This window comes from Pseudomonas sp. Eqa60, assembly GCF_018326405.1.
Lineage (GTDB): Bacteria > Pseudomonadota > Gammaproteobacteria > Pseudomonadales > Pseudomonadaceae > Aquipseudomonas > Aquipseudomonas protegens.
The window spans coordinates 531,419-554,835 of the sequence record NZ_AP024342.1; the positions used below are offsets into that span (position 1 = coordinate 531,419).

At 66.4% G+C, this 23,417-nt stretch carries 26 protein-coding genes and 1 pseudogene; 2 read left to right on the top strand and 25 right to left on the bottom strand.

All coding sequences use genetic code 11. The features are described 5' to 3' along the window. Positions 1–12 precede the first annotated feature (12 nt). On the top strand, positions 13–912 hold the full coding sequence (locus tag KI242_RS02355; protein ID WP_011058831.1) for a LysR family transcriptional regulator: 900 nt from the start codon (positions 13–15) through the stop codon (positions 910–912). Here the strand turns inward: KI242_RS02355 and KI242_RS02360 are convergent. The 23 genes from KI242_RS02360 to KI242_RS02470 form a co-directional block, all read right to left on the bottom strand. Further along, complete coding sequence (locus KI242_RS02360) at positions 880–1,371, bottom strand: hypothetical protein (RefSeq protein WP_053156030.1); 492 nt, start codon at positions 1,369–1,371, stop codon at positions 880–882. The genes KI242_RS02355 and KI242_RS02360 overlap by 33 nt on opposite strands. 192 nt (positions 1,372–1,563) lie before the next feature. Further along, complete coding sequence (locus tag KI242_RS02365) at positions 1,564–2,010, bottom strand: excinuclease (RefSeq protein WP_123473076.1); 447 nt, start codon at positions 2,008–2,010, stop codon at positions 1,564–1,566. A 62-nt stretch (positions 2,011–2,072) separates the two neighbouring features. Further along, positions 2,073–2,522 carry a hypothetical protein gene (locus KI242_RS02370; RefSeq protein WP_011058834.1) on the bottom strand — a complete coding sequence of 150 codons (450 nt, stop codon included), beginning with the start codon at positions 2,520–2,522 and terminating at the stop codon, positions 2,073–2,075. Positions 2,523–2,547: 25 nt separating this feature from the next. Continuing rightward, complete coding sequence (locus tag KI242_RS02375) at positions 2,548–3,774, bottom strand: beta-ketoacyl-ACP synthase (protein ID WP_123473075.1); 1,227 nt, start codon at positions 3,772–3,774, stop codon at positions 2,548–2,550. Further along, positions 3,774–4,502, bottom strand: coding sequence for a 3-oxoacyl-ACP reductase FabG (gene fabG, locus KI242_RS02380; RefSeq protein WP_011058836.1), 729 nt, complete (start codon positions 4,500–4,502; stop codon positions 3,774–3,776). Before fabG ends, KI242_RS02375 begins: the two co-directional genes overlap by 1 nt. Continuing rightward, complete coding sequence (locus KI242_RS02385) at positions 4,499–4,972, bottom strand: hotdog family protein (RefSeq protein WP_011058837.1); 474 nt, start codon at positions 4,970–4,972, stop codon at positions 4,499–4,501. The genes fabG and KI242_RS02385 overlap by 4 nt, the downstream gene beginning before the upstream one ends. Further along, entirely contained in the window at positions 4,969–6,165 is a 1,197-nt protein-coding gene (locus KI242_RS02390) for a beta-ketoacyl-[acyl-carrier-protein] synthase family protein (RefSeq protein ID WP_077933235.1), read from the bottom strand. Before KI242_RS02390 ends, KI242_RS02385 begins: the two co-directional genes overlap by 4 nt. After that, positions 6,162–6,647 (bottom strand): DUF3261 domain-containing protein, encoded by a 486-nt coding sequence (locus KI242_RS02395; RefSeq protein ID WP_212805877.1) that lies wholly within the window; start codon positions 6,645–6,647, stop codon positions 6,162–6,164. The genes KI242_RS02390 and KI242_RS02395 overlap by 4 nt, the downstream gene beginning before the upstream one ends. Further along, positions 6,644–7,405, bottom strand: coding sequence for a class I SAM-dependent methyltransferase (locus KI242_RS02400; protein WP_019095190.1), 762 nt, complete (start codon positions 7,403–7,405; stop codon positions 6,644–6,646). The genes KI242_RS02395 and KI242_RS02400 overlap by 4 nt, the downstream gene beginning before the upstream one ends. Continuing rightward, positions 7,402–8,649 (bottom strand): NAD(P)/FAD-dependent oxidoreductase, encoded by a 1,248-nt coding sequence (locus tag KI242_RS02405; protein WP_015633880.1) that lies wholly within the window; start codon positions 8,647–8,649, stop codon positions 7,402–7,404. Before KI242_RS02405 ends, KI242_RS02400 begins: the two co-directional genes overlap by 4 nt. Then, positions 8,636–9,826 (bottom strand): sodium:proton antiporter, encoded by a 1,191-nt coding sequence (locus tag KI242_RS02410; protein ID WP_212805878.1) that lies wholly within the window; start codon positions 9,824–9,826, stop codon positions 8,636–8,638. The genes KI242_RS02405 and KI242_RS02410 overlap by 14 nt, the downstream gene beginning before the upstream one ends. Then, positions 9,820–12,162 carry an MMPL family transporter gene (locus KI242_RS02415; RefSeq protein WP_152685894.1) on the bottom strand — a complete coding sequence of 781 codons (2,343 nt, stop codon included), beginning with the start codon at positions 12,160–12,162 and terminating at the stop codon, positions 9,820–9,822. Before KI242_RS02415 ends, KI242_RS02410 begins: the two co-directional genes overlap by 7 nt. Beyond that, a complete protein-coding gene (locus tag KI242_RS02420) occupies positions 12,146–12,772 on the bottom strand; it encodes an outer membrane lipoprotein carrier protein LolA (RefSeq protein ID WP_227454117.1) in 627 nt (208 codons plus the stop codon). Before KI242_RS02420 ends, KI242_RS02415 begins: the two co-directional genes overlap by 17 nt. A 50-nt stretch (positions 12,773–12,822) precedes the next feature. After that, positions 12,823–13,248 (bottom strand): acyl-CoA thioesterase, encoded by a 426-nt coding sequence (locus KI242_RS02425; protein ID WP_011058845.1) that lies wholly within the window; start codon positions 13,246–13,248, stop codon positions 12,823–12,825. Next, positions 13,241–14,785 carry an aromatic amino acid ammonia-lyase gene (locus KI242_RS02430; protein WP_212805879.1) on the bottom strand — a complete coding sequence of 515 codons (1,545 nt, stop codon included), beginning with the start codon at positions 14,783–14,785 and terminating at the stop codon, positions 13,241–13,243. The genes KI242_RS02425 and KI242_RS02430 overlap by 8 nt, the downstream gene beginning before the upstream one ends. Continuing rightward, positions 14,766–15,722 (bottom strand): glycosyl transferase, encoded by a 957-nt coding sequence (locus KI242_RS02435; RefSeq protein WP_123473072.1) that lies wholly within the window; start codon positions 15,720–15,722, stop codon positions 14,766–14,768. The genes KI242_RS02430 and KI242_RS02435 overlap by 20 nt, the downstream gene beginning before the upstream one ends. Beyond that, positions 15,719–16,453 carry a glycosyltransferase family 2 protein gene (locus KI242_RS02440; protein WP_015633886.1) on the bottom strand — a complete coding sequence of 245 codons (735 nt, stop codon included), beginning with the start codon at positions 16,451–16,453 and terminating at the stop codon, positions 15,719–15,721. Before KI242_RS02440 ends, KI242_RS02435 begins: the two co-directional genes overlap by 4 nt. Before the next feature lie 65 nt (positions 16,454–16,518). Further along, entirely contained in the window at positions 16,519–18,192 is a 1,674-nt protein-coding gene (locus KI242_RS02445) for an AMP-binding protein (RefSeq protein ID WP_212805880.1), read from the bottom strand. Then, positions 18,189–18,734, bottom strand: coding sequence for a hypothetical protein (locus tag KI242_RS02450; RefSeq protein ID WP_123473070.1), 546 nt, complete (start codon positions 18,732–18,734; stop codon positions 18,189–18,191). The genes KI242_RS02445 and KI242_RS02450 overlap by 4 nt, the downstream gene beginning before the upstream one ends. Further along, a complete protein-coding gene (locus KI242_RS02455; protein ID WP_011058850.1) occupies positions 18,731–18,985 on the bottom strand; it encodes an acyl carrier protein in 255 nt (84 codons plus the stop codon). The genes KI242_RS02450 and KI242_RS02455 overlap by 4 nt, the downstream gene beginning before the upstream one ends. Before the next feature lie 9 nt (positions 18,986–18,994). After that, a complete protein-coding gene (locus tag KI242_RS02460; RefSeq protein ID WP_011058851.1) occupies positions 18,995–19,267 on the bottom strand; it encodes a phosphopantetheine-binding protein in 273 nt (90 codons plus the stop codon). Further along, positions 19,236–20,057 carry a lysophospholipid acyltransferase family protein gene (locus KI242_RS02465; protein ID WP_011058852.1) on the bottom strand — a complete coding sequence of 274 codons (822 nt, stop codon included), beginning with the start codon at positions 20,055–20,057 and terminating at the stop codon, positions 19,236–19,238. The genes KI242_RS02460 and KI242_RS02465 overlap by 32 nt, the downstream gene beginning before the upstream one ends. Continuing rightward, a complete protein-coding gene (locus tag KI242_RS02470) occupies positions 20,033–20,752 on the bottom strand; it encodes a beta-ketoacyl synthase chain length factor (protein ID WP_011058853.1) in 720 nt (239 codons plus the stop codon). Before KI242_RS02470 ends, KI242_RS02465 begins: the two co-directional genes overlap by 25 nt. Before the next feature lie 345 nt (positions 20,753–21,097). Between KI242_RS02470 and KI242_RS02475 the strand changes: the two genes are divergently transcribed. After that, on the top strand, positions 21,098–21,868 hold the full coding sequence (locus KI242_RS02475; RefSeq protein WP_011058854.1) for a ParA family protein: 771 nt from the start codon (positions 21,098–21,100) through the stop codon (positions 21,866–21,868). 51 nt (positions 21,869–21,919) lie between these two features. Here KI242_RS02475 and trxC read toward each other — a convergent pair. Beyond that, a pseudogene (gene trxC / locus KI242_RS02480) lies at positions 21,920–22,353 on the bottom strand (thioredoxin TrxC). A 99-nt stretch (positions 22,354–22,452) separates the two neighbouring features. Further along, positions 22,453–23,403: a hypothetical protein gene (locus KI242_RS02485; RefSeq protein ID WP_227454118.1), complete on the bottom strand. Its 951-nt coding sequence runs from the start codon at positions 23,401–23,403 to the stop codon at positions 22,453–22,455. Positions 23,404–23,417 lie beyond the last annotated feature (14 nt).

Consider the following 23,417-nt stretch of genomic DNA (forward strand, 5'->3'; position numbering starts at 1 on the left):
AATGAGGCCCTCATGGAACTGCGTCACCTGCGCTACTTCATCGCTGTCGCCGAAGAACTGCATTTTGGCCGTGCAGCCCAGGTGCTGGGCATCTCCCAACCGCCCCTGAGCCAGCAGATCCAGGCGCTGGAGCAGGAGGTGGGGGCGCGCCTGTTCGAACGCACCAATCGTCGGGTCGAGCTCAGCGAGGCCGGGCGCCTGTTCCTGGAAGAGGCGCGGCTGGTACTGGCCCAGGTGGACAAGGCGGCGGACGTGGCGCGGCGTGCGCAGCTGGGCGAGCTGGGGGAACTGAAGATCGGCTTCACCTCGTCGGCGCCCTTCAATTCGACCATTCCCCAGGCGATCTTCGCCTTTCGCCAGCGCTTTCCCGCGGTACACCTCAAGCTCAAGGAAATGAGCAGCACCCAGGTGGCCGAGGCCCTGGTGGACCAGGCGATCCAGGTCGGCATCATGCGGCCCTTGCCCCTGCCGGATTCGCTGTCGGTGGTGGAGCTGCTGCGCGAGCCGCTGGTGGCGGTGCTCAGTTCCAAGCACCCGCTGGCCAGTGGCAGCGAAGAGGGGCTGCACCTGGCGGAGCTGGCCCATGAGCCCTTTGTGTTTTTCCCCCGCAGCTATGGCAGCGGCCTGTATGCGCAGTTGCTGAGCCTGTCCCGGGATGCCGGCTTTACCCCGCATTTCGCTCAGGAGGCGGCGGAAGCCATGACCATCATTGGCCTGGTGGCGGCGGGGTTGGGGGTGTCGGTGCTGCCGGCGTCCTACCAGCGCATGCGCATCGACGGCGTGGTCTATCGCCGCCTGCTGGACCCGGCGGCGATGTCGGCGGTGTGGCTGGTGCAGCGCAAGGATCAGGCTTCGCCCATGGCCAAGGCCTTTGTCGAGCTACTGACGCGCAAGACCGGGGCTACGCCCTGAGGGGCTGTTGGGCCGCACCGGGGCCTGCAGGTTCACTAGGTCGCCGCGCAGGGCCACTCCGGCCATCAGTACCCCGGCATGGCATTCGTAGGTGTTGAGGTCCTTGCGCACGTGGTGCTTGTAGTAGCTGACGATATTGGTCACCGCGTTGGCGCCGACCCGCTTGGCCGCGGCTTGCAGGGTGATCAGGGCCGACTGCAGGGCCCATTCGCAGGCGGCGATATCGCTCTTGTTGAAAGCGTTGGTCTTCTTGTTGGTGGTGACTTCGGTGAGCCGCACCTGGAGCACCGGCGCAAGCGGGTTGCCGGCCAGATGGAAGCTCACGCTGCCATCCAGGCGCCCGGCGCGCTCGGCGTCGGCCACGACTTTCTCGAAGGGCATGTACATCAGGTTGGTGGCCTGGCTGGCGGGGCTCAGGGCCGTTAGCAGGGCCAGGGCAATCAGTGCTTTCACTTGCATGGTCGGCTCCTTGACGGACGTGAAAGGGGCGCCACTGTCACGCCGGCCGATGCCCGATCGCGCCACTTGGCTCCCGCAGGCGGCGGTGACCCGGCCTGCTGTTGCGAGTGTAGACGGCGATTGGCGCGCTTCCGGAAAAAAACCGGAAACGCAAAGGGCGACCCAGGCGCCCTTTGCGTTGTCAGTCGCAGGTCACTGGACCTTGGACAGATCCCCGCGCAGCGCGACGCCAGCCATGATGGCGCCGGCATGGCACTCATAGGTGGTGGCGTCCTTGCGCTCGTGGCTCTTGTAGAAGCTGGCAATGTCGGTCACGGCGTTGGCGCCGACTTTCTTCGCCGCTTCATGCAGGGTGATCAGTGCCGACTGCAAGGCCCACTCGCAGGCCACCTGGTCGGCCTTGCCGAAGGCATTGGTCTTCTTGTTGGTCACGGCGCTGGGGCTCAGCACGCTGACCTTGCCGGCCGGCTTGTTGCCCGCCAGGTAGAACTTCACGCTGCCGTCGATCTTGCCGGTGCTGATGGCCTCGGCCACCACCTTGTCGAAGGGCAGGTACAGGGTGGTATCGCGGGCCTGGCTGACGCCGGGCAGGGTGCACAGCAGCAGGGTGGCGGTGGCCGCCAGTGTCTTCAAACGCATCGCATTCTCCATGACATCAAAGGGGGTGAAGCAGCCCTGTGACCGGGGTCACAGGGAAGGGCTCATTGTGCGGCCGGGAAGCTCTTGGCCGCGGCATCCGACAGCTGTTGCGCGGCCCGCTCGTTCTGGTTGTCCCGCAGTTCGCGCAGGATTCCCTTGTCCAGCAGGCGCACCCAGCGGATGTAGTTCTTGTGGATCTTGCCGTCCTTGTAGTCCATGTCGCGGCTGTCGCGGTAGACGATCTTGTAGTAGCTGGCGGAGTACTGGATATCGATCTCCGCGTGGAACTGTTGACGCACGGTGATCTCGGCCTGGATCAGCTCCGGGCTGATGCGCTGCACGGTCCACTTGCGGGCTACGAGGTTCTTCAGGATCGCCTGCTTGACCTGCTCCTGGTCGGCCTGGATGGTGGCCGGGAGCACCCGGTTGGGGGTGTACATGCGCTTGCTGGTACAGGCGGTGACGCTCAGCAGGGCAAGGACGATGAGGGTGGCGCGAAACAGGGAAGACATTCCATTTCTCCAGTGAGGTGAGGCATCAGGACCAGCGGCGGAAGACCAACGAGGTGTTGACGCCGCCAAAGGCAAAGTTGTTGTTCATCACGTATTCGTGGCTCATGGCGCGAAAGCCTCCCTGCAGGTAGTCCAGCTCGCCGCAGCGGGGATCGACCTGATCCAGGTTGCAGGTGTGCACATAGAGGTCGCGGTTGAGCATCTCGATGCTGAACCAGGATTCCAGTGCGCCGCAGGCGCCCAGGGTGTGGCCGAGGAAACTCTTCTGCGAACTGATGGGCATGCGGCTGCCGAACAGGCTGCTGGTGGCCAGGGTCTCGGCGATGTCGCCCTGCTCGGTGGCGGTGCCATGGCCGTTGACGTAGCCGATGGCCTCCGGGGCCAGGGCCCCATCCTCCAGCGCCAGCTCCATGGCCCGGCGCATGGTGCTCTGTTCGGGGCGGGTGGTGTGCTGGCCGTCGGCGTTGCTGCCGAAGCCGACGATTTCCGCGTGGATGCGCGCGCCACGGGCCAGGGCGTGCTCCAGCTCCTCGAGCACCAGCATGCCGCCACCTTCGCCGATCACCAGGCCGTCACGGCCGCTGTCGTAGGGGCGCGGGCTGGTGTGCGGCGCATCGTTCTTCAGGCTGGTGGCATACAGCGCGTCGAACACCATGGCTTCGGTGGGGCACAGTTCCTCGGCGCCGCCGGCGAGCATCAGCGGCAGGCGGCCGAACTTGATCGCCTCATAGGCGTAGCCGATGCCCTGGCTACCGCTGGTGCAGGCGCTGGAGGTAGGGATCAGGCGCCCGGTCAGGCCGAAGAAGATGCTGATATTGGCGGCGGTGGTGTGGGGCATCATGCGCACGTAGGAGTTGGCGTTGAGCCCCTCGGCCACCGAGTTGAGCAGCATGTTGCCGAAGGCCTTGATCTCGTCGGTGCTGCCGGTGGAAGAACCACAGGCCACGCCCATGCGCCCGTCCTTGATCGACGGGTCGCCCAGCAGCCCAGCGTCGGCCAGGGCCTGCTCGGCGGCGCCCACGGCCAGGCGCGAAACCCGGCCCATGCTGCGCAGCTGCTTGCGGGTCCAGTGCCCGGGCACCTGGAAGTCATCGATGGGGCCGGCCAGGCGGGTGTTGAGTTCGCTGAACCTGTCCCACTCGTCCATGCGCCGGATGCCGCTGCGGTTGGCGGCAAAGCGCTCGGCGATGCTGGCCCAGTCGCTGCCCAGGGAGGTGATGCCGGCCATGCCGGTGACGACCACACGTTTCATCAGCACAGGCCCCCGTTCACCGACAGCACCTGGCGAGTGATGTAGGACGCTTCGGCGGACATCAGGAAATTCACCGCGCCGGCCACCTCTTCCGGGGTGCCCATGCGCTGCGCGGGAATCATTTTCAGCAGTTCTTCCACCGGCACGTTTTCATCCAGCATGGCGGTGTCGATCAGCCCCGGGGCCACGCAGTTGACGGTGATCTTGCGCTTGCCCAGCTCGATGGCCAGGGCCTTGGCGGCGCCGATCACGCCGGCCTTGGAGGCGCTGTAGTTGACCTGGCCACGGTTGCCGATCAGCCCCGAGACCGAGGTGATGCAGACGATGCGCCCGGCTGCGCGGCGGCGGATCATGGGCATCATCACCGGGTGCAGGACATTGTAGAAACCGTCGAGGTTGGTGCGCAGCACCTGGTCCCAGTCCTCTTCGCTGAGGGCCGGGAAGGCGCCGTCGCGGGTCAGGCCGGCGTTGAGCACCACGCCGTAATAGGCGCCATGGGCTTCGACATCGGCCTCCAGGGCAGCCCGGCAGGCCTCCCGGTCCGATACATCGAATTGCAGGACGCGGGCGCTGCGGCCCAGGGCCTGGACTTCGCCCCTGACGGCTTCGGCTTCGGTGCGGCCGCTGCGGCAGTGCAGCACCAGGTCATACCCGGCCCGGGCCAGACGCAGGGCGATGGCACGGCCGATGCCACGGCTGGAGCCGGTGACCAGTACGGAGTCAGTCATGACGGTGTTCCTGTAGAAGAGGCAGGTGTTTCATGCAGGTAGTCGGCGGCCTGGGGCGGACGGAACACGTTCAGGCGCGCGCTGGCGGTGATGCCGGGGCCACTGAGGTGGCACTCGAACACGCCCATGCCGTTGTCGTCTTCCAGAGAGCGCAGGGCATGGATTTCCAGGGTGCTGCCGAGGGGGAAGTGCTCGACATTGCATTCGAATTTGCGGGTGCCCAGAAGAAAGCCCAGCTCCACCGGCAAGCCTTGCTGGCGGGCGCGGCAACCGGCGTAGGCGGCCACGCTCTGGGCCATCAGCTCGACGCCGACCCAGGCCGGCAGGCTGCCGTCGGGGCGGTTGAACAGGCCACCGGGGCGAACTTCGAGGCGGGTGCGGATCTGTTCTTCATCAAAGGCCAGGACCTGATCGATGAGGATCATGTCCCCGGCGTGGGGCAGCAACTCTGCGAGCGGCCAGTCAATCATGGGGCGTCTCCGATAATCAGGCTGACGTTGTTGCCGCCGAAGGCGAAGGAATTGCTCATCAGGCGGCGCGGTGCGTGGGGGGCCAGGCGATCGTCCGGGGTGACCCAGCGCAGTGGCGGCAAGGCCGGGTCGGCCTGGGCATCCCAGACATGGGGCGGCAGCGCCAGGCCGGGGTTGTCGGTACTCAGGGCCAGCCAGCAGAACGCCGCCTCCAGGGCCCCGGCGGCCCCCAGGGTATGGCCGCTCATGGGTTTGGTCGAAGAGCAGGGCACGCCTTCGGGGAACAGCTGGGCCACGGCCAGGCTTTCCATCGCGTCGTTGTGCTGGGTGGCGGTGCCGTGCAGGTTCAGGTAGCCGATCTGCTGTGGCTGCAGGCCGGCGCTGCGCAAGGCCTGGCTCATGGCCTGCAGGGCGCCGCGGCCATCGGGGGCCGGGGCGGAAATATGGTAGGCGTCGGAGCTGGCGCCACCGCCCAGCAGGGCAACAGGGGCGTCGCCGGCAGGCTCCCGGCTCATGAGGAACAGCACCGCCGCTTCACCGATGTTGATCCCGTCGCGGTTGCGGGAAAAGGGGTTGCAGCGTTGCCCGGAGACCGCCTCCAGGGCTGTGAAACCATTGAGGGTCAGCTTGCACAGGCTGTCGACCCCGCCGCACAGCACGGCGTCGCACAGGCCCAGATCGAGCAGGCGCCGGGCACTGATCAGGGCCCGGGCGCTGGAGGTACAGGCGGTGGAAATCACATAGGCCGGGCCGCAGAGTTGCAGCCATTGGGCGAGGAAGTTCGCCGGCGCGCTGAGCTCCTGCTGACGGTAGTCGTAGCCCGCCGGGAATTGCCGGTCCTGCAGGTAACGGGCGATGCCCCGGCTGGCTTCGTCGATGCCCGACGTGCTGGTGCCCAGGACGATGCCGATGCGGCCATGGCCGTAGCGCTGGATGGCCTGCTGGATGTCGCCTTCGATCTGCCGGGTGGCCTCCAGCAACAGCTGGTTGTTGCGGCTGTTCTGGGCTTCGAGGCCCGCCGGCATGCCCGCCAGCGGGCTGCGCACTGCCGCCACCGGCAAGGTGCGCTCGGGCACCCAGTGGCTTTCGTCGCGCATGCCCGAACAGTCGCCGGCAAACAGGCTGCGGGCGACTTCCTGGCGATTGCGGCCCAGGGCGCAGATCACCCCGAGGGCGTTGAGGTAAGCCGTCATGGCGTGGCCTCGGTGCTCAGAGCCGTGATGTGGTAGTGCGGGCCTTGGGGCAGGTTCAAGGTGAAATCCAGAGCGTGTTGATAGTCGACTCGCCAGCGCGGGCCGAGGGTACGTTGGGCGCCCTGTTGCCGGGCGTGCGGATAATTGGCCTGCAGTTCGGCCACAGGCGTCAGGGCGAACAGCAGGGCCGCGAACATCTCCCGGGCCTCCGGGTTGGGTGGCAGCAGGCCGTCGGCCTGCCAGTGTCCGCCCACCAGGCGCTGACGGGCCTGGGGAATGCCCAGCGGGTCCATCAGCGACCAGCGCAGGTCCGGGCCTTCGGCCTGGATCACCAGCAGCCAGTCCTGGCGCTGGTCCTGAAGCTGGCGCTGTACGTGGAGCTGCAACGGCAGCACCAGCGAGGGCGTGCGCTCGGGCAGCGGAGCCTGACTGACGCAAGCGCTCAGCAACAGGACACAACCGAGCAGCAGGGCACGGATCATTCGGACGGACCTTCCTCGGCAACAGGGGGAGCGAGCGGCTTGCGGGCCACCACATTGACCAGGGTTTCCTCGCGCTGGCCCACCGGCGGCGGCTGGCGCAGGCCGAAGCGCTCCAGCAGGCCGAAGTCCTTGGCGCGACTCCACCACAGGTAGGGATAAGACACGTTCTGCGGGCCGAATTCAAAGCCCTGCTGACGAATCATCTGCAGGTACTGGGCGGCGCTTTTCTGCACATGCATCGGATGGCGGAACAGCCAGCGGATCACCCAGGTGTCGATATAGGCCTCGGTGGATTCGGCAAACAGCAGGTAACCCCCGGGCTTGAGCACCCGGTAGAACTCGGCCAGGGCTTTTTCCTGTTCCACCAGGTGGTGGAAGGTCTGGTGGCAGAACAGCAGGTCGACGCTGGCGTCGGCCAGTTCCAGGGTCGCGCAGTCGCTGCCGATCAACTCCACCTGCATCTGCTGGCGCCGGGCTTCCTCGGCGCTGAGCTTGAGGCTGTGGGGGTCGGCGTCCAGGCCGATCAGGCGCTGCGGGGCGAACACCTGGCGCAGGTACTGGAACGACTTGCCCTGGCCGCAACCGGCGTCCAGCAACACCGGATGCCGGGGCAGCTCGCCATCGAACAGCGAGCGCAGGTCATTGATCGCCACCCGCAGCACATGGTGCTGCCAGGTGTGGCTGCGCAGGAACCAGAAGCCGAAGCGGGTTTCCTCGACGTAGCTGTCACTCAGGTACTGGCTGGTTTGCTCACTCATGCGCGGTCCCTCGCACAGACTTCCGAGAGGGCCTTGAGCCGGCGCTTGGGCTCGCTGACGAAAGGGTTGCGTTCATCCCAGGCATAACCGGCGAGGATCGAGCTGATCATGCGGCGGATTTCCGGGGAACTGCCCGGATGGTAGATCACGTCCTGGAAAGTACCGGCGTACCAGCCCTCGACGTAGCAGCGGAAGGTGTCCACGCCGCGTTTCAGCGGTTCGGCGAACTCCGTCGCCCAGTCGACGCCCTGGCCCTGCAACTGCCGGTGCAACACGGCGGCGGCCATGCTCGCGGAACGCATGGCGATGGTCACCCCGGAAGAGAACACCGGGTCGAGGAATTCCGCGGCGTTGCCCAGCAGGGCGAAGCCCGGGCCATGCAGGGTGCTGACGTTGGCCGAGTAGCCGCCGATGGTCCGTGCCGGGGTGTCCCACTCGGCGTATTGCAGCACCTTGGCCAGGCTCGGGGTTTCGCTGATGAAGCCCCGCAGGCAGGCGTCCAGGTCGCCATCGCGCCCGGCGAAATGCTCTTGGGCGGCCACCACCCCTACCGAGCAGCGGCCGTTGCTGAAGGGGATGCTCCAGAACCAGATGTCGCGGTGCTCGGGGTGGGTGGTGATGAGGATCTTGTTGCGGTCGAAGTGCTCGCAGTCGATGCGGTCTTCGACATGAGTGAACACCGCTCGGCGTACCGGAAAGTTCGACGGTGCTTCCAGTTCCAGCAGGCGTGGCAGGACTCGGCCGTAGCCGCTGGCGTCGAGGATGAAGTCGGCTTCGATGCGGTACTGGCTGCCGTCTTCACGGCGGCAGTCGAGTTGCGGCAAGGGCCGCTCCACTTCCACCGCGACAATCTCTTCGCCGTAGCGGATCTCCACCCCTTGCAGGGCGGCCTGGTCGGCCAGCAGCTTGTCGAAGTCGGCGCGCTGCACCTGGAAGGTGGTGGGCTTGCCATTGCTGAAGGTGTCGCCGAAATCGAAGGTGCTGTAGTGCTCGCCCCAGGCGAAGGCCGCGCCGTTCTTGAGCTGGAAGCCGGCGGCTTGCACGGCCTCCAGCATCCCGGCTTCCTCGACGAAATCCAGGCAGTGGGAGAGCAGGCTTTCACCGATGGAGAAACGCGGGAAATGTTGCCGCTCGACGATCAGCACGTCGTGGCCCTGGCGCTTGAGTAGCGCGGCCGCGATGGCCCCCGAGGGGCCGGCACCGATCACCACGACTTGGCGACGTTCCATTTCAACTGTTGGCACTGGGGCTCCTTGCCGGTTTGGCGATGTTCAGGTTCAAGGGGGCAGCGTGGGGCGCCGCCTGGGGAGTTCGGTGCATTCCGGCCAGGGCCGGCAGCAGGGTGGCGATCAGGCCCATGAGCATCAGCGCGAAGTACAGCGCCGGGCTGATCAACTGTTGTTGCAGCAGCAGGTTGAGAAAGACGATCTCGCTCAAGCCGCGAATGTTCAGCAGCAGGCTTTCCCGCCAGCGGCTGGCGCCGGTAAAGGAAGCGCCTGCCCAGCCCAGGCCCAGCCAGTTGCCCAGCAGCTTGCTGGCAATCGGCAACAGCAGCAGGGCCGCCAGTTGCACCCAGCCGAGGCTGCCCATGGCGCTGTGCACATCGATCTGCACGATGCCGAAGGTCAGGATCAGCGGGATGGCGATGTAGGTCTGCAAGCGGTTCATCCAGGCAGCCTGTAACGGCAGCACCAGCGCCAGCTTGAGGGCGGCCATGCACAGCAGGTAGCCGATGCCGAAGATCAGCGCATTGAGCCGGTAGTGCTCGGCCACCACCAGCAGGCCGAAAAAGCCCAGGCTGTAGAGCAGCGGCTGGCGCAGGCCCAGGCCGCGCAGCACCAGGGGCAGGCAGGCGCCGGCCAGGGGCAGCAGCAGGCTGCTCAGGTGCAGGCTACCCTGGGCCAGGGCGAACAGGCTCCAGCAGGCCAGGTCGATGAGGATCGCGGTCTGCACCAGGCGCCGGGTGGCGGCGGGCGGGTACTGGATGTGCCGCAGGTACAGGTAGAGCACCGGGATCGCGGTGATGGCGAACAGCAGGCCGACCGCCAGGGAGCTGATCCAGGGTTGCGCCGGCAGCAGCCAGAAGACGGTGGCCAGGCCGCAGGCGAAGGGAATGCCGAAGCTCGGCACGGCGATCTTCAGGCTCTGACGGTCCAGGCGCAGGTCGATCACGTCACTGAGGATATGCCCCAGCAGCAAGGCAAAGCTCAGGCTGTACAGATGCTTGAGCCACTGCGGCGAAACCAGCTGCGCACCACTTAGCTGCCAGTGCGGTTCGATCCACAGCAGCATCAGCAGCGGCAGGCCGAAGGTCGCCAGCAGCAGCTGGCTGACAATCGGGATCAGGCCCAGGCGTCGGCCGATGTGGGTGGCCAGGGCAAACAGCGCCAGGGCCAGTAGCCAGAACAGCAGGGTCAGCATGCTGCACGCTCTGCGTCGGGCGCCGGGTGCGGCCTGTGGCCGGCCCAGGGCGCGAGGATGAAGCTGAAGGCCAGCCCCAGGCTGACCGCCAGACCGAAGTTGCTCACCGCCGGGGTGCTGGAAATGGCCAGCAGGCCGAACGACAGCCAGGTGGTCAGGGCCGCCAGCAGCGTGCCCAGCAGGCTCACCGCGGCGCCGCCGATCTGCTCGCGCATGAGGATCGCGTAGTCGACGCTGATGGCCGTCACCAGCAGTAGGCCGAACAGGCTGAACAGGGTCAGGGGCTGGCCCAGCCAGCCGAGGCTGGCCAGGCTGCACAGGGCTGCCAGCAGGGGCAGGGCCACCAGGCGCAAGGCGCCGCCGAGGCCGAAGGGCAGGATCAGCAGCAGGACGATCAGCACGCAGGAGGCCAGCTTGAGTTCGGCGGCGCTGACCTGGGTGGCGGCGAATACCCGGTTCAGCTCACCCAGGCGGTCCACCAGTTGCACCCCTGGCAGATCATCGGCCTGGATTCGCAGCAGGGCGGCGTCGTTCAGCCCCTGCAGGCTGACCATGGCGGCCACGCCGTTGGCGTTGGCTCCCAGCCACAGCGGGCGATAGGGCTCGGCCAGCGGCCCGGAAAGCGCGGCGTCGAGGTCTTCCACCGGCAATTGCTGCAGCTGTTCCAGCTCCGCTTGCAGGGCGGCCAGGGGCACCCCCAGGTCCAGCAGCGGCTGCCAGAAACGCGGCAGCTGCTTGAGGGCTTCGCGCACCTGCTGTTGTTCGGTCGGTTGGCTGAGCAACTGGTTCAGCGACAGGTAGCCCTTGAGCTTGCCCAGGTTCACCAGCTGTTGCAGGCGCAGGTCCAGGGCCTCCAGGCGCTCCAGCAGTTGCTGCTGATCGGTGGCGCGCACCAGGAAGAACTGGCTGGTGGGCTGATAGCCGGTGATCCGCGCAATGGCCTGGGCTTCCTGCAGCAACTGCGGCGGTGCACCGACCCATTGGCGGATGTCGTTCTTGCTCTCGAGCTGCCACAGGCCGGCGGCGCAGAACAGCGCCAGCAATACCAGCAGCACCGGGCTGGGCACTCGCTTGAGCAAGGCCGCGCGGGCCTGCAGCAGGGCTTGGGCCACTTGCAGCGGCCATTGCGCCGGGCGCAGTTGCACCCCCTTGAGCAGTGCCGGCAGCAGGCACACCGCCGCCAGGTAGGCGCCCACCAGGCCGGCGGCGGAGAAGACGGCGATCTGGGTCAGGGCCGGGAACGGGGTCCAGGCCAGGGCCAGGTAGCCGATGCAACTGGTGGCCAGGCTCAGGCTCAGCCCCGGCAGGGTCAGGCGCAGGGCCGGCCAGCTGCGCCAGGGTTTCAGGCTCCAGCTCTTGGACAGGTAGTGCAGGGGGTAGTCGACGGCCACGCCGATCAGGCTCGACCCCAGCACCAGGGTCATGACGTGCATGCGGCCAAACAGCGCCACGCAGGCCACGGCGCCAAACAGCATGCCCACCAGCACCGGGACGAAGGCCAGCAGGGCGCGCCAGCGGCGGAAGGCCAGCAGCAACAGCAAAAGGATGCCCAGGGTGGCGCCGCCGCCGACCCAGGTGATTTCCCGGGTGGCCTGTTGCTGGCCGTTGGCGGCGTACAGCAAACCGCTGGCGGCTAACAGTTGTACCTGTTGCTGGCTGGCCTGCTCACGGCTGTGGCGCAGCAGGTCAGCCACTTGCAGAGGCAGTTGCATGTCGAAGGCGTTGCCGCCGGTGCGGGCCCGCAGCAATACCCAGTGCTGGCCGTCTGCCTCGGCCACCAGGGCGCCGCTGCCGATGTCCAGCTGCACCGCGCCATGTTGCGGCTGGCTGTTCTGGATGCGTCCGGTCAGGCCCAGCCAGTCATCCTGGCTGGGCACCAGGGTAAAGCCGCCGAACGGGTCGAACAGGCTCTGCACCCGTTGCTGGATAAACGCCTGGGGCTGCTGGGCCAGTTGCTCGCGATCCTTGGCCCCGAGCATCGCCAGGCGGCCCTGCAACAGTTGCTGGCGCAGCGCCGGCAGGTCGGCCTGGAGGTTCCACTGGACCTTCTCGAACAACCCGCTGGCCTGCCATTGCTCGGCCAATTGCCGGGCCATGGCCACTGCCTGCTGACGTTCGGCATGCCCCACCAGCACCAGGATTTCCCGGTTCAGCGGTTCCTGCATGCGTTGCTCGGCCTGTTGCTCCAGGGCATCCGGGGCGGTGCCGGGTACCAGTTCCATGAGGTTGGCCGACAGCGGTGCGCCATGGCGCCATTGCCAGGCACCGAGGGCCAGGACCAGGGTCAGCAGAATCAGGAAAAACCGCGGCAGCCAGCGTTCACTCGGCAAAGTCATGTTGCTCCGTTTCACTGAGCGGCTGGGCGCTGCTGCTGTCCTGCATGATCAGCAAGGTGCGGTCGCCCTGGGCTTCCAGCAGTTCGATGCGTTGCACCAGCTCGCCGCCGTCGATGTTGATCTGGTTGAAGATTTGTTTGAGCAGCAGGGAACGGGGGATCAGTTGCAACTGCCAGTTCTGCGCGCTGCCTTGCAGCTTGAGTTCGAAGTCCCGCTGCAGGCCGCTGCTGTCGCCTTGCAGCACAGCGAGAAACAGGCGGTTCTGCTCGGCCCCGGCACTCTTGCCGGGAAGCATCTGCCAGCCGCCGCCATCGCGCCGGGCGATGCCCTGGGCAGTGATGCGGTAGTCCTGTTGCAACGGGGTCTGCAGCAGCCACAGCAGGCCATGGTTTTTCGCCAGCACGAAGTGACCCTTGCTGGTCAATGGCTGGGGCAGGGCCCGCAGGTGTTTTTCCTGGATGAAACGACCGTGGATTACCTCCGGCCGCGACAGTTGATCGCTCAACTGTTGCAGGTCGAAGGCCTGGGCCAGCCCCGGCACACACCAGAGCACCAAGAGCGTGGGCGCGAGCTTGCTCGCGAACCGCCGCACCACGGTACGCAGCCTCATGCAGCTGGCAGGCAGACCGACCCTCTTGGCGAGCAAGCTCGCTCCTACCTTCATGGCAAGGCCCTCGCGACGGCATCGGTGAAGACCTTGGGCGAGGCCAGTTGCATTTCCCGGCTGGCGATCTCCACGGCCACCTGCACCGAGCTGGCGCGGGTCATGCGCTCGCCCGTGGCCTGGTCGGTGATCAGGTAATTGATCTTCAGCCGGCTTTCCCACTCCACCAGGCTGGCGCGCACGTTCAGGGTCTGGCCGAACACCGCACCGCGCACGTAGCGCAGTTGCAGGTCGATCACCGGCCAGGCGTAGCCGGATTCGAGCATCTGCTGGTAGTTGTGGCCGAGCTTGTCCAGCAGGGCGCAGCGGGCGACCTCCAGGTATTTGACGTAATGCCCGTGCCAGACGACGTGCATGGTGTCGACGTCGAAGAAGGGCACCTGGATCTGGGTGTCGGCGTGGATCACTCCCTTGCTACGCATGCAGCCTCCAGTGTTGTTCGGCGATGCGTTGCAGGCACAGGCGCAGTTCGTGCTCAAGGGCGCGGTCTTCGATCACCGGTGCGAAGTCCTCGGCCAGTTGCCGGTGCATGGCATCCAGGGCTGGTGGCAAAGGCCGGGTATCGGCTTCCTGGCTGCGCAGCCAGACCCCCTGGTTGGCCGCCAGCAAGGTGGCGGCGGCCACTTGTTCGGTGAGCTCCAGCACGCGGATCGCGTCCCGGGCGGCGATGGTGCCCATGCTCACCTTGTCCTGGTTGTGGCACTCGGTGGAGCGCGAGAACACGCTGGCCGGCATGGTGTTTTTCAGGGCCTCGGCGGTCCAGGCGCTGGCGCCGATCTGCACCGCCTTGAAGCCGTGGTTGAGCATGGCGCGCTCGGCGCTGGCGCCGGAAAGGTTGCTCGGCAGGCCGTGGTTGTAGCGCACGTCCACCAGCAGGGCCAACTGCCGGTCCAGCAGGTCGGCGACGTTGGCCACCAGGTTCTTCAGGCTGTCCATGGCGAAGGCGATGTGCCCGCCATAGAAGTGCCCGCCGTGCAGCACGCGCTCGGCCTCGGCGTCGATGATGGGGTTGTCGTTGGCGCTGTTGAGCTCGGTCTCGATGAAACCGCGTAGCCAGTTCAGGCTGTCGGCCAGCACCCCCAGCACATGGGGGGCGCAGCGCAGCGAGTAGCGGTCCTGCAGGCGATGCAGGGGCGCGGTCGGCGCGTCGATCGCCAGGTCCTGGCGCAGCCAGGCGGCCACTTGCATCTGCCCCGGGTGCGGCTTGGCGGCGAACAGGCGTTCGTCGAAATGTTCCGGATTGCCCTGCAGGGCCACCACGTTGAGGGCGGTGATGCGGGTCGCCAGGCGCAGCAGGTAGTCGGCCCGGGCAAAGGCCAGGCAGGCCAGCCCGGTCATTACCGCGGTGCCGTTCATCAGCGCCAGGGCTTCCTTGGGCCGCAGCACCAGCGGTTCCCAGCCCAGCTCGCGGTGCACGTCGGCGGACTCACGCCGCTCGCCGCGGAACATCACCTCGCGTTCCCCGGAAAGGGTGGCCGCCACGTAGGACAGCGGCGTCAGGTCGCCGCTGGCGCCCACCGATCCCTCTTCCGGGATCAGCGGCAGGATGTCCTGGTCGAGGAAGGCCTGCAGGCGCTCCAGCAGTTCCACGCGGACCCCGGAAACCCCGTGGCACAGCGACTGCAAGCGCGCCGCCAGCACCGCGCGGGTAGCTTGGGCGTCCAGCAGCTTGCCCAGGCCGCAACCGTGGAAGGTGTACAGATGGCGCGGCAGCGCCTCGACATGCTGCAGCGGCACCGCCACCACGCAAGAGTCGCCGTAGCCGGTAGTCACGCCGTAGATCACCCCTTCCTTGTCCAGCAGGGAATCGAGGAACTGCGCGCCCTTGGCGATCCGCTGGCGCCAGGCGTCGTCGCCTTGCAGGCGCGTCGGCACCTGGCGGTTGGCCAGGGCCAGCACGTCTTCGATGCGCAGGGGGTGTTCGCCGAAGGTTACCGGCTCATGGGTCGAGGTCGTCATCGGTCTTCCAGAATGGGTAAAAGTTGAACCATTGTTGCGGGGCTTGCAGGCAGTACTGGCCCAGGCGCTCGGCGTAGCGGGCGGTCCACTGGGCGATCACCTGCTGGCGGTCATTGCGTTTCCACTGCACGGCGTCGGCGAAGGGCTCGAGGATCACCTGGTAGCGGCCTTGCTGTTTCAGGCACAGCAGCAGGTTGACCGGGCACTTGAGCAGCCCGGCCAGCAGCCAGGGGCCCTGGGGGAAGGCGGCCGGGTGGCCGAGGAAATCCACCCGCACGTTGCGCCCGCCGTGCAGCGGCACGCGGTCCCCGGCAATCGCCAGCCATTCGCCGCGATCCAGGCGCTGGCTCAGTTGCAGCATGATCGCCGGGTCCAGCTCGCTGACCTGGATCAGCCGCAGGTTGCTGGCCCCGGCTTCGCCCAGCAGGCGGTTGAAGCGTTCGGCGTGCTTGGTGTGCACCAGCACATTCATGGTCACCTGCTCCCCCAGCTCGGCCAGGGCCCGGCAGACTTCCAGGTTGCCCAGGTGCGCGCCCACCAGCATCTGCCCGCGTTCGCCGCGCAGTTGGTGGCGCAGTTGCGCCGGGTCGACGATCTCGATCTGTTCGATGCGCAGTTTGCCGTTCCACACGTCGAGCTTGTCCAGCAGGGCATCGGCAAAGGCCATGAACTGGCCGAACACCCGCCAGTGGCCGGGGCGCAACTCGTCGCGCCCGCTCCATTGGGCCAGGTGCTGCTGGTACTGCCAGATGCTGCGTCGGGCCCGGCGGCCGAACAGGAAGAAGTAGAACACGATGGCGTACAGCACCGGGCTCAGCAGCCGGCGCCCCAGCACCCGCACGCCCAGGGCGGTGAGCTTCATCAGCCAGAAGCTGCCGCGCTCCTGATGGCCGGCCCAGTGTTCGTTGCCGGGCTCCTTGGGTTGCTCCTGGCTCATGGACGCCACCGGCGCCAGAGGATCAGCGGCAGGCGCGCCAACATGCCGAAGAACAGCTTGGCGTGCATCTTCGAGATCAGCGCGTTGTCATGGAACAGGCGAAAGTGCGAGAGGCCGTCCTGGGGATAGTGGACCCGGGTCGGCAGCCAGCGCATGGGCTGGTTGCGCCAGGCCAGGCGCACCAGGATCTCCGGATCGAAGTCCATGCGCCGGCCCAGTTGCACCGAGTCCAGCAGGGCCAGGGTCGGTGGCAAGGGGTAGACCCGGAAGCCGCACATGGAATCGGGAATCTGCAGTGACAGGCTGTTGATCCAGACCCACACGTGGGTCAGGTAGCGGGCATACAGGCGCCCCTTGGGCACGCTGGCGTCGTACTGTGGATAACCGCAGACCAGCGCCTCAGGGTGGGCCTGGGAGTGCTGGATGAAGTTATCCACATCCGTGAGGTCGTGCTGGCCATCGGCATCGACTTGCAGGGCATGGCTGAAGCCCAGCTGCGCGGCTTCGCGCAGGCCGGCCATGACCGCGCCGCCCTTGCCCTGGTTGATCGCCAGGCGGATCAGGAACACCTGGTCGAGGCCGGCCAGCTGCTCCAGCACCGCCGCGCATTGGGGGCTGCTGGCGTCGTCCACCAGGACACAGGGCAGGCCGCGGGCCAGGAGCGCCTCGACCACCGCCGGCACGGCGGTTTCATGGTTGTAGACCGGTATCACCGCGCAAGGCTTATGCATGGCAGCGGGCCCCTTCAGCGTAGGCGCTGGCTTGCCAGGGAATCCCGGGCGCGACGCCGTACAACTTATCCACAGCTGGCCTCCAGGACGATCCGCCCGCTGGAGCAGGGAGCCCCGTCATTGAGGTAGGCGAAATACAGTTTCTGGCGCTGGGCATCGAAACGCAGGTTCAGCTGGATGCGGTCGCCGGGGCGTACCAGTTGCTGGAACTTCAGCACTTCCATGCCGGCGAAGCGGCCCGGCAGCTCCAGCAGTTGCTGGCCCAGGGCCAGGGCCCAGTCCACCTGCACCACCCCCGGCAGCACCGGGGTCTGGGGGAAGTGCCCGCTGAAGTACGCCAGGTCCGGCGGAATGGCCAGTTGCAGCTGCCACTCCTCCTCGTGCTGCCGTTGCTCCAGCACTTCCGGGGCTTGCGGGCGTGGAGCCAGCAGCAGGGCCTGGACTTGCGCCTGGGGCAGCTTGCCCTGGCTGTTCAGCGGCAGTTGCCGCACCAGACGCCAGCGCCGGGGCTGGGCCAGGGCTTCGCAATGCCCGGCCAGGTGCTGGCGCAGGGCCTGGGTCAGGTGGCGCCGGCCCTGGTTGCGCAGGGCATGCAGGCCGGGCTCGCTGAGCACCAGCAGGGCGCCGAGGTAGGCGCGGTTGTCTTCGATCACCCCGAGTCGCGCTTCCGCCACCCATTCGTGGCTGGCCAGGGCCTGCTCAAGCATGGGCAGGGAAATGCGTTTTTCTTCCAGCTTGACGATGCGATCCAGGCGCCCCAGCAGTTCGAAGCGCCCGTCGGCGGCGATCCGCGCGGCGTCGGCCGTGTGTTCCACATGCCCGGCCGGCAGGTAGGGCGAGGCGATCAACAGCGCGCCGTCGGCATCCTGGCTCAGCCGTACATCGGCGAAGGGCTGCCACAGGCCTGGCCCCTGGCGCCAGGCGATGCCGCCGGTTTCCGAGCTGCCGAGGATTTCCGTCGGCCATTGCTGCAGGCGCTGGTGCAGGCCGTTGGCCGCTTCGGCGGGCAAGGCGCCGCCGGAGGAAAATACCCGCCGTACCTGGCTCAGGGCCGGCCAGTCGAGGTTGTCGCCCATGCGCTTGAGCAGGGCCGGGCTCGCCACCCAGGCAAACGCCGGGCACTCGCGGCTGGCCCGTTGCAGGTCTTCGGGAAATGGCAGCTGGCGGCGTACAAAAGGCCGCCCGGCGCACAGTGGCCAGAGCACGCGGAACAGCAGGCCGTAGATGTGCTGGGTGGCGACGCTGCCGATGATCCAGGCCTGGCCCAGGTCGGCGCCCCACAGGTGTTCCAGGGCGACGACCTCGTTGGCCAGTTGCCGCAGGTTCTTCTCGATGCGCTTGGGTTCGCCGCTGGAGCCGGAGGTGCACAGGCTCAACTGGCAGGTGTCCAGGTCCAGCACGGCCGGGGCCAGGGGGCTGGCCTGCAACTGGTGCAGGGGCGTGTCCTGGTCGGTCAGCCACAGGTCGACTTCGCTCGACCAGCGCTGGCGGGTCTGGGCTTGCAGGTCAGCGGGCAGCAGCACGCTGGCCCCGGCACGCCAGGCGCCGAGCAGGGCCACCGCCAGTTCCACGGCGTCTTCCAGGTGCACCGCCAGGCGCCGTACGCCACGGGCTTGCAGGGCAGCGGCCAGGCTCAGGGCCTGTTCCTGCACGGCCCCCAGGTCGATGGCCGGCGCGGCGCTGACCGCTCGCGGCGTATGTAGCTTGAGCAACAGCTGCTCAAGGGGAATCCAGTTCATCTACGGCCTCTTACCCGTTGTCGTAACAGCCATTCAATGGCAAACAGCAGGCCCATCAGCCCGTAGGCGATCAGGCCGTTGTACAACGTCCACCAGCTCAGCGGCGCCCACAGGGTCAGGGCCGCGGCGAGCATTCCGTTACAGAGGAAAAACACGCTCCAGGCGACGGTCACCTGGCGCGTATAACGTATGGCCTTTTCCGGCAATTGCGGCTCGCTGATGCGGGCCAGGCGCTCTGCCACCGGGGGGCCGTATTTCAGGCTCAGGCCGAACAGGCCGAGCATGAAGGCGCTGATCAGCACCGGGTACCAGCGCAGCAGCGCCGGGTTGTCGAACCAGGCCAGCAGCAGGCAGAACGCGATCGCCGCAATGGCCATCCACAGGCTGCCGGGGCGGCGTTCGCCGGTCAGCGCCCGGGCCAGCCACAGGCCGCCCATCAGCAGGCCGAACTGCCACGGAGCGAAATGCTCCATGCCGAAGTACACCGCGAAGGGGTAGAGCAGGCCGGCCAGCAACAAGCCCAGGCCGATCAGCCGGCTCATGCGGCCGGCTGGACCAGACGGTAGACCGCCTCGACCACGTCGTTGACGGTGCGCACCGACTTGAATTCCTCGGCGGCGATTTTCTTGCCGGTCTGGCGCTTGATGTGGTCGATCAGGTCGACCGCATCGATGCTGTCGATTTCCAGGTCTTCGTACAGGTTGGACTCGAGGCTGACGCGCTCGGGCTCCAGTTCGAAGAGCTCGACCAGGGCATCGCGCAGGGTGTTGAAGATATCGTCACGGGTTTGCATGGTCGGTTCTCAAGCTGCCTGTTTTGCAGTGACGAACGCCGCAAGGCTCGCCACGTTGCTGAAGTGGTTGCGGGTGTCCTTGGCGTCGGCGTCGATCTTGATGCCGTACTTCTTCTGGATCGCCAGGCCCAGCTCCAGGGCATCCACCGAGTCCAGGCCGAGGCCTTCGCCGAACAGCGTCTGGTCGTTGCCGATGTCCTGGGCACTGATGTCTTCGAGGCCCAGGGCGTCGATGATCAGCAGTTTGATTTCAAGCATCAGGTCCGGGTGTGTATCGCTCATCTCTGGCGAGCTCCTTAATGAAAAAATGGTGCAAGTGCTCATTGAGCTTGCGCGAAGCCTGGGGCGCCGGGCCCTGGGCTGCAAAGGTCTGTGGGTCTATATCGGCACCGACGTGAAAACTGAAGTGCACACGGCGTTGCGGGATGCGGTACCAGGGTTCGGCCTTGGTCAGGGTGCTGGGGCTGACCCGGATCACCACCGGGGTGATGATCTTCGCACCGCGCAGGGCAATGGCCGCCGCTCCCCGATGAAAGGCCGGAGCGGCACCCGGCTGGGTGCGGGTGCCCTCGGGAAAGACGATCAGGGTCTGGCCTGCTTGCAGCGCCCCGCAGGCACTGTCGAGCATGTCCATGCTGCCGTCGTTGCTGATGTACTGGGTGGCGCGCACCGGGCCGCGGGTGAAGGGGTTGTTCCACAGGCTCTGCTTCACCACGCAGTTGGCGTCGCGGACCAGGCCGATGAGGAACACCACGTCGATCAGCGAGGGGTGGTTGGCGATGATCATCTGCCCCGGTCGCCCGAGCCGCTCGGCGCCCTGGACCTCATAGGTGAGCACGCCGCTCCTGGCCATGAAGCGGATAAACAGCCAGAACAGCCGGCTGACGGTCTTGCGCGCCCGCTGGCGCTGGCGCTGGGCGTCGCCGGGCAGGCAGGCGAGCAGGGGGAAAATCACCAGGCGCAGGCACAAACCACCTATTCCGAACAGTGCAAAGCTCAGCGCCGTGGCCGTCAGGCGCCAGTAGTAGGCATTGCGGCCCTTGGCGCTCAGTGGTTGCGTTGCCAGGTCCATACACGATTCATCCAGGCATGTTGGCAAAAGGTCTGCGCGCCCAGCAGGGTACGCAGCAGATTCAGGGCGTGGGGCCATTGGGCCCTGGGCGTTTGACCGTCATGGCTGCCCAGGGACAACTGCCAGTCGTCGCCGGGGGTCAGCAGCAGGCCCAGGGCATAGGGAAACGGCACGTCGTCGATCCAGCTGGCATAGGCCTCGGGCGGTTGTTCCTCGGTGATCACCAGCAGTACATGGGGGGCGCCGTCGGCCAGCAGCGTGGCCGCCTCCAGCAGGCCATGCTCAAGGCCATCGCCGGCAGCGGCCAGGGCCGTCATTTCGCTGGTTTCGCCGCGCATGATCGACCACAGGCCGATCACTGCGTTGTGTACCGAGAGGCTGAACTGGGTGGGCGACAACGGTTGCTCGGCGGCCAGGTCGCTGAGAATCTCGAAGGTGCGCGGGGTTTCGCCATGCCGGGAGATGAACACCAGCGGCAGTTGTTCCAGGCCCTCGGCCAGGGGCCAGCCGACGCTGAACGCCATGCGCGCCAGGCGGCTGAGACGGCGTCGCTGCATGGCGGGGAGAAAGGACACATCGGGGGCGGCATCGCTGTTTTCAGGCAGGGCCGGTTGACGGCTCCAGGCCTGCCAGGCGTCCACGCTTTCGAGCCCAGGGGCCCACGCACGCCATTGAGCGATGTTGAACTTGATCACTTGATTTCATCCCGCCCCTGCGGGCTTCCTTGACGCGGCATATCGCTTCGATCGGCGATTGGCCTGAGTGACGCGAAGGCGTCAGTGGCGCGCATTATCCCGGTGCGACTGGCTTGTAGCAAATGCTCCTTGGCCTGTTGGTCGCAAAAGCGAAAAATCCGACGCGATGCGAGGTGTCTTTTTGCCACTATCTGAAGTCTTTCAGTCCCAGGTCGGCCTCGGGGCCGACATTGCCCGGTGTTTGTGCCAGGGCTGCGGGTAAGGAAAATCTGTGTGACAGCAAGGTAGCTAAGGGGCCGCGTGGCCTACTACACTCGGTGATCTTTGATACAGGGAGGTCTAGACATGCGGCGTGTGGTGTTCAATCAGAAAGGTGGCGTGGGCAAATCCAGTATTGCCTGCAATCTGGCGGCGGTCAGCGCCAGCGAGGGCTATCGCACCTTGCTGGTGGACCTGGATGCCCAGGCCAACTCGACCCAGTACCTCACCGGCCTGACCGGCGAGGACATTCCCATGGGCATTGCCGATTTTTTCAAGCAAACCCTGTCGTCCGGACCGTTCGCCAAGAAAAACCAGGTGGATATCTACGAGACCCCCTTCGACAACCTGCACGTGATCACGGCCACCGCCGAGCTGGCGGACCTGCAGCCCAAGCTTGAGGCCAAGCACAAGATCAACAAGCTGCGCAAATTGCTGGACGAACTGGCCGAGGATTACGACCGGATCTACCTCGATACCCCGCCGGCCCTGAATTTCTACGCGGTATCGGCGCTGATCGCCGCTGATCGTGTGCTGATCCCCTTCGACTGCGACAGTTTTTCCCGCCAGGCCCTGTACGGCCTGCTGGCGGAGATCGAAGAGCTGAAGGAAGACCACAACGAGGGGCTGGAGGTCGAGGGCATCGTGGTCAATCAGTTCCAGGCCCGGGCCAGCCTGCCGCAGCAGATGCTCGACGAACTGATCAGCGAGGGCCTGCCAGTGCTGCCGGTGTACCTGGGCAGCTCGGTGCGCATGCGTGAATCCCACCAGGCCAGCATGCCGCTGATCCACCTGGACCCACGACACAAGCTGACCCAGCAATTCGTCGACCTGCACAACCTGCTGGAAAACGCCTGACCCTCAAGAGGCCATGAGCACAGGGTTTGGCCTGCGGCTCTTGGCGCTGCGTCAAATCCCCTGGCTGCGCAGCCAGCTCAACAATTGCGGCAGTGGCAAGGCGCCGCTTTGCCGGGCTACTTCCCGACCGTTCTTGAACAGAATCAGGCTGGGGATCGAGCGAATCCCCAATTGCCCCGCCAGCTGCGGGTTGGCTTCACTGTCCAGCTTGGCCAGGCGGCACTTGCCGCTGAGCTGCGCGGCGGCTTGCTGGAAGACCGGCGCAAAGGATTTGCACGGCCCGCACCAGTCTGCCCATACATCCACCAGCAACGGCAGGTCGCCCTTGATCTGGCTGGCGTAGTCGCCCTGTTTCAAGTCAAAGGGTTTGCTCAGCAAGACCTCGGCCTTGCAGCGCCCGCACTTGGGGTGGTCCCCAGGCGCTCGGCGGGAATGCGGTTGAGGCCGTTGCAGTGCGGGCAGGGGATCAGCAGTGGGTCGGACATGGTCGGGCTCCGCAAACAGGGTAGAGCGCCTTAGATGGCGGCGCCCGGGGGCAATATCAAGTCGCAGCGGTCGGCCTGGAGCCGTTGCGGCTCCAGGGCTCATGCGCTGGGCGGGGCCAGTTCGACGCTGACCAGGCGGTCCATGGAGCGGCCGATGTAGAAGGTAAAGGGCCGCCCCAGCGCCATGGCCATGCCCTCGCACCTGCCCATGAAACCGATGTGTTGCAACGGGGAAATCTCCCCGTCTTCGTGGTACTGCAGGCCCAGGGAGCCGACGCTGAAACCGACGCGGTCGGCCCGGCGGTCCGCTCGCGTGCCCCAGGAGGTCTTGATCGCGGACAGCTGGATGCGGTTGTCGAACAGCATCTGGTTGAGCGTGGGGTTGGCGAAAGTGATGTTGCCGAACAAGTATTGCGCCGGTTCGCGCTTGCCGTCTTTCCACTCCAGATACACGTTGTAATCCCCTGTGCCGCTACCGGCCTTGCTGCCCATCTGGCTGAACGGCATGCCCGGCGCCTGGAGGGTGGCCTGGTATTGGCAGAACGCCTCGTTGGGCGTGCCGGTGGCCGCGAGCTTGCCGCTGATCAACTCCTCCATCGAGTAATGAAACAGCACGTCGGCGTATTTCACCGGCTCCAGCGCCAGGGAGAAGCGTCGCGGCAAGGCCATGGCCCTTTTGCGGTACTCGGGGGTGGTGTATCTCCCGGTTTGCGGGGCGATCTCCAGAACGGCTTCGAAGGTGCCGGCTGCGCGTGCCTCGACAATCTCGCTGAACAGCGCTTGCAGGCGCTGGCGCTGGGGTTCGGGCACGCTGCTGTCCAGGCTGATATGCAGGGTCTTGTCGTCCTTGCGGTCCATTTCCAGGCCGATGGCGTCGGGTTCGATGCCGATCCCGGCGGCCATCTGAGTGATGGCCTCTGCGAAGTACGGCACTATCCGGGCCTGCTGGGGGTTGCCCACTTCTTCCTGGAAATGCAGGGTGAGGTAGGTCTGCTTGCAGCCGGTCAGCAGCATCAGCAACAGGGCGGCAGTGGAGAGACGTCGGTTCAATGGAAATCCTCGTC

What these genes read in the sequence shown, in the direction of transcription:
- KI242_RS02355 (WP_011058831.1), top strand. Translation starts at nt 13, where the DNA reads ATGGAACTGCGTCACCTGCGCTACTTCATCGCTGTCGCCGAAGAACTG.
- KI242_RS02360 (WP_053156030.1), bottom strand. Translation starts at nt 1,371, where the DNA reads ATGCAAGTGAAAGCACTGATTGCCCTGGCCCTGCTAACGGCCCTGAGC.
- KI242_RS02365 (WP_123473076.1), bottom strand. Translation starts at nt 2,010, where the DNA reads ATGCGTTTGAAGACACTGGCGGCCACCGCCACCCTGCTGCTGTGCACC.
- KI242_RS02370 (WP_011058834.1), bottom strand. Translation starts at nt 2,522, where the DNA reads ATGTCTTCCCTGTTTCGCGCCACCCTCATCGTCCTTGCCCTGCTGAGC.
- KI242_RS02375 (WP_123473075.1), bottom strand. Translation starts at nt 3,774, where the DNA reads ATGAAACGTGTGGTCGTCACCGGCATGGCCGGCATCACCTCCCTGGGC.
- fabG (WP_011058836.1), bottom strand. Translation starts at nt 4,502, where the DNA reads ATGACTGACTCCGTACTGGTCACCGGCTCCAGCCGTGGCATCGGCCGT.
- KI242_RS02385 (WP_011058837.1), bottom strand. Translation starts at nt 4,972, where the DNA reads ATGATTGACTGGCCGCTCGCAGAGTTGCTGCCCCACGCCGGGGACATG.
- KI242_RS02390 (WP_077933235.1), bottom strand. Translation starts at nt 6,165, where the DNA reads ATGACGGCTTACCTCAACGCCCTCGGGGTGATCTGCGCCCTGGGCCGC.
- KI242_RS02395 (WP_212805877.1), bottom strand. Translation starts at nt 6,647, where the DNA reads ATGATCCGTGCCCTGCTGCTCGGTTGTGTCCTGTTGCTGAGCGCTTGC.
- KI242_RS02400 (WP_019095190.1), bottom strand. Translation starts at nt 7,405, where the DNA reads ATGAGTGAGCAAACCAGCCAGTACCTGAGTGACAGCTACGTCGAGGAA.
- KI242_RS02410 (WP_212805878.1), bottom strand. Translation starts at nt 9,826, where the DNA reads ATGCTGACCCTGCTGTTCTGGCTACTGGCCCTGGCGCTGTTTGCCCTG.
- KI242_RS02415 (WP_152685894.1), bottom strand. Translation starts at nt 12,162, where the DNA reads ATGACTTTGCCGAGTGAACGCTGGCTGCCGCGGTTTTTCCTGATTCTG.
- KI242_RS02420 (WP_227454117.1), bottom strand. Translation starts at nt 12,772, where the DNA reads ATGAGGCTGCGTACCGTGGTGCGGCGGTTCGCGAGCAAGCTCGCGCCC.
- KI242_RS02425 (WP_011058845.1), bottom strand. Translation starts at nt 13,248, where the DNA reads ATGCGTAGCAAGGGAGTGATCCACGCCGACACCCAGATCCAGGTGCCC.
- KI242_RS02430 (WP_212805879.1), bottom strand. Translation starts at nt 14,785, where the DNA reads ATGACGACCTCGACCCATGAGCCGGTAACCTTCGGCGAACACCCCCTG.
- KI242_RS02435 (WP_123473072.1), bottom strand. Translation starts at nt 15,722, where the DNA reads ATGAGCCAGGAGCAACCCAAGGAGCCCGGCAACGAACACTGGGCCGGC.
- KI242_RS02440 (WP_015633886.1), bottom strand. Translation starts at nt 16,453, where the DNA reads ATGCATAAGCCTTGCGCGGTGATACCGGTCTACAACCATGAAACCGCC.
- KI242_RS02445 (WP_212805880.1), bottom strand. Translation starts at nt 18,192, where the DNA reads ATGAACTGGATTCCCCTTGAGCAGCTGTTGCTCAAGCTACATACGCCG.
- KI242_RS02450 (WP_123473070.1), bottom strand. Translation starts at nt 18,734, where the DNA reads ATGAGCCGGCTGATCGGCCTGGGCTTGTTGCTGGCCGGCCTGCTCTAC.
- KI242_RS02455 (WP_011058850.1), bottom strand. Translation starts at nt 18,985, where the DNA reads ATGCAAACCCGTGACGATATCTTCAACACCCTGCGCGATGCCCTGGTC.
- KI242_RS02460 (WP_011058851.1), bottom strand. Translation starts at nt 19,267, where the DNA reads ATGAGCGATACACACCCGGACCTGATGCTTGAAATCAAACTGCTGATC.
- KI242_RS02465 (WP_011058852.1), bottom strand. Translation starts at nt 20,057, where the DNA reads ATGGACCTGGCAACGCAACCACTGAGCGCCAAGGGCCGCAATGCCTAC.
- KI242_RS02475 (WP_011058854.1), top strand. Translation starts at nt 21,098, where the DNA reads ATGCGGCGTGTGGTGTTCAATCAGAAAGGTGGCGTGGGCAAATCCAGT.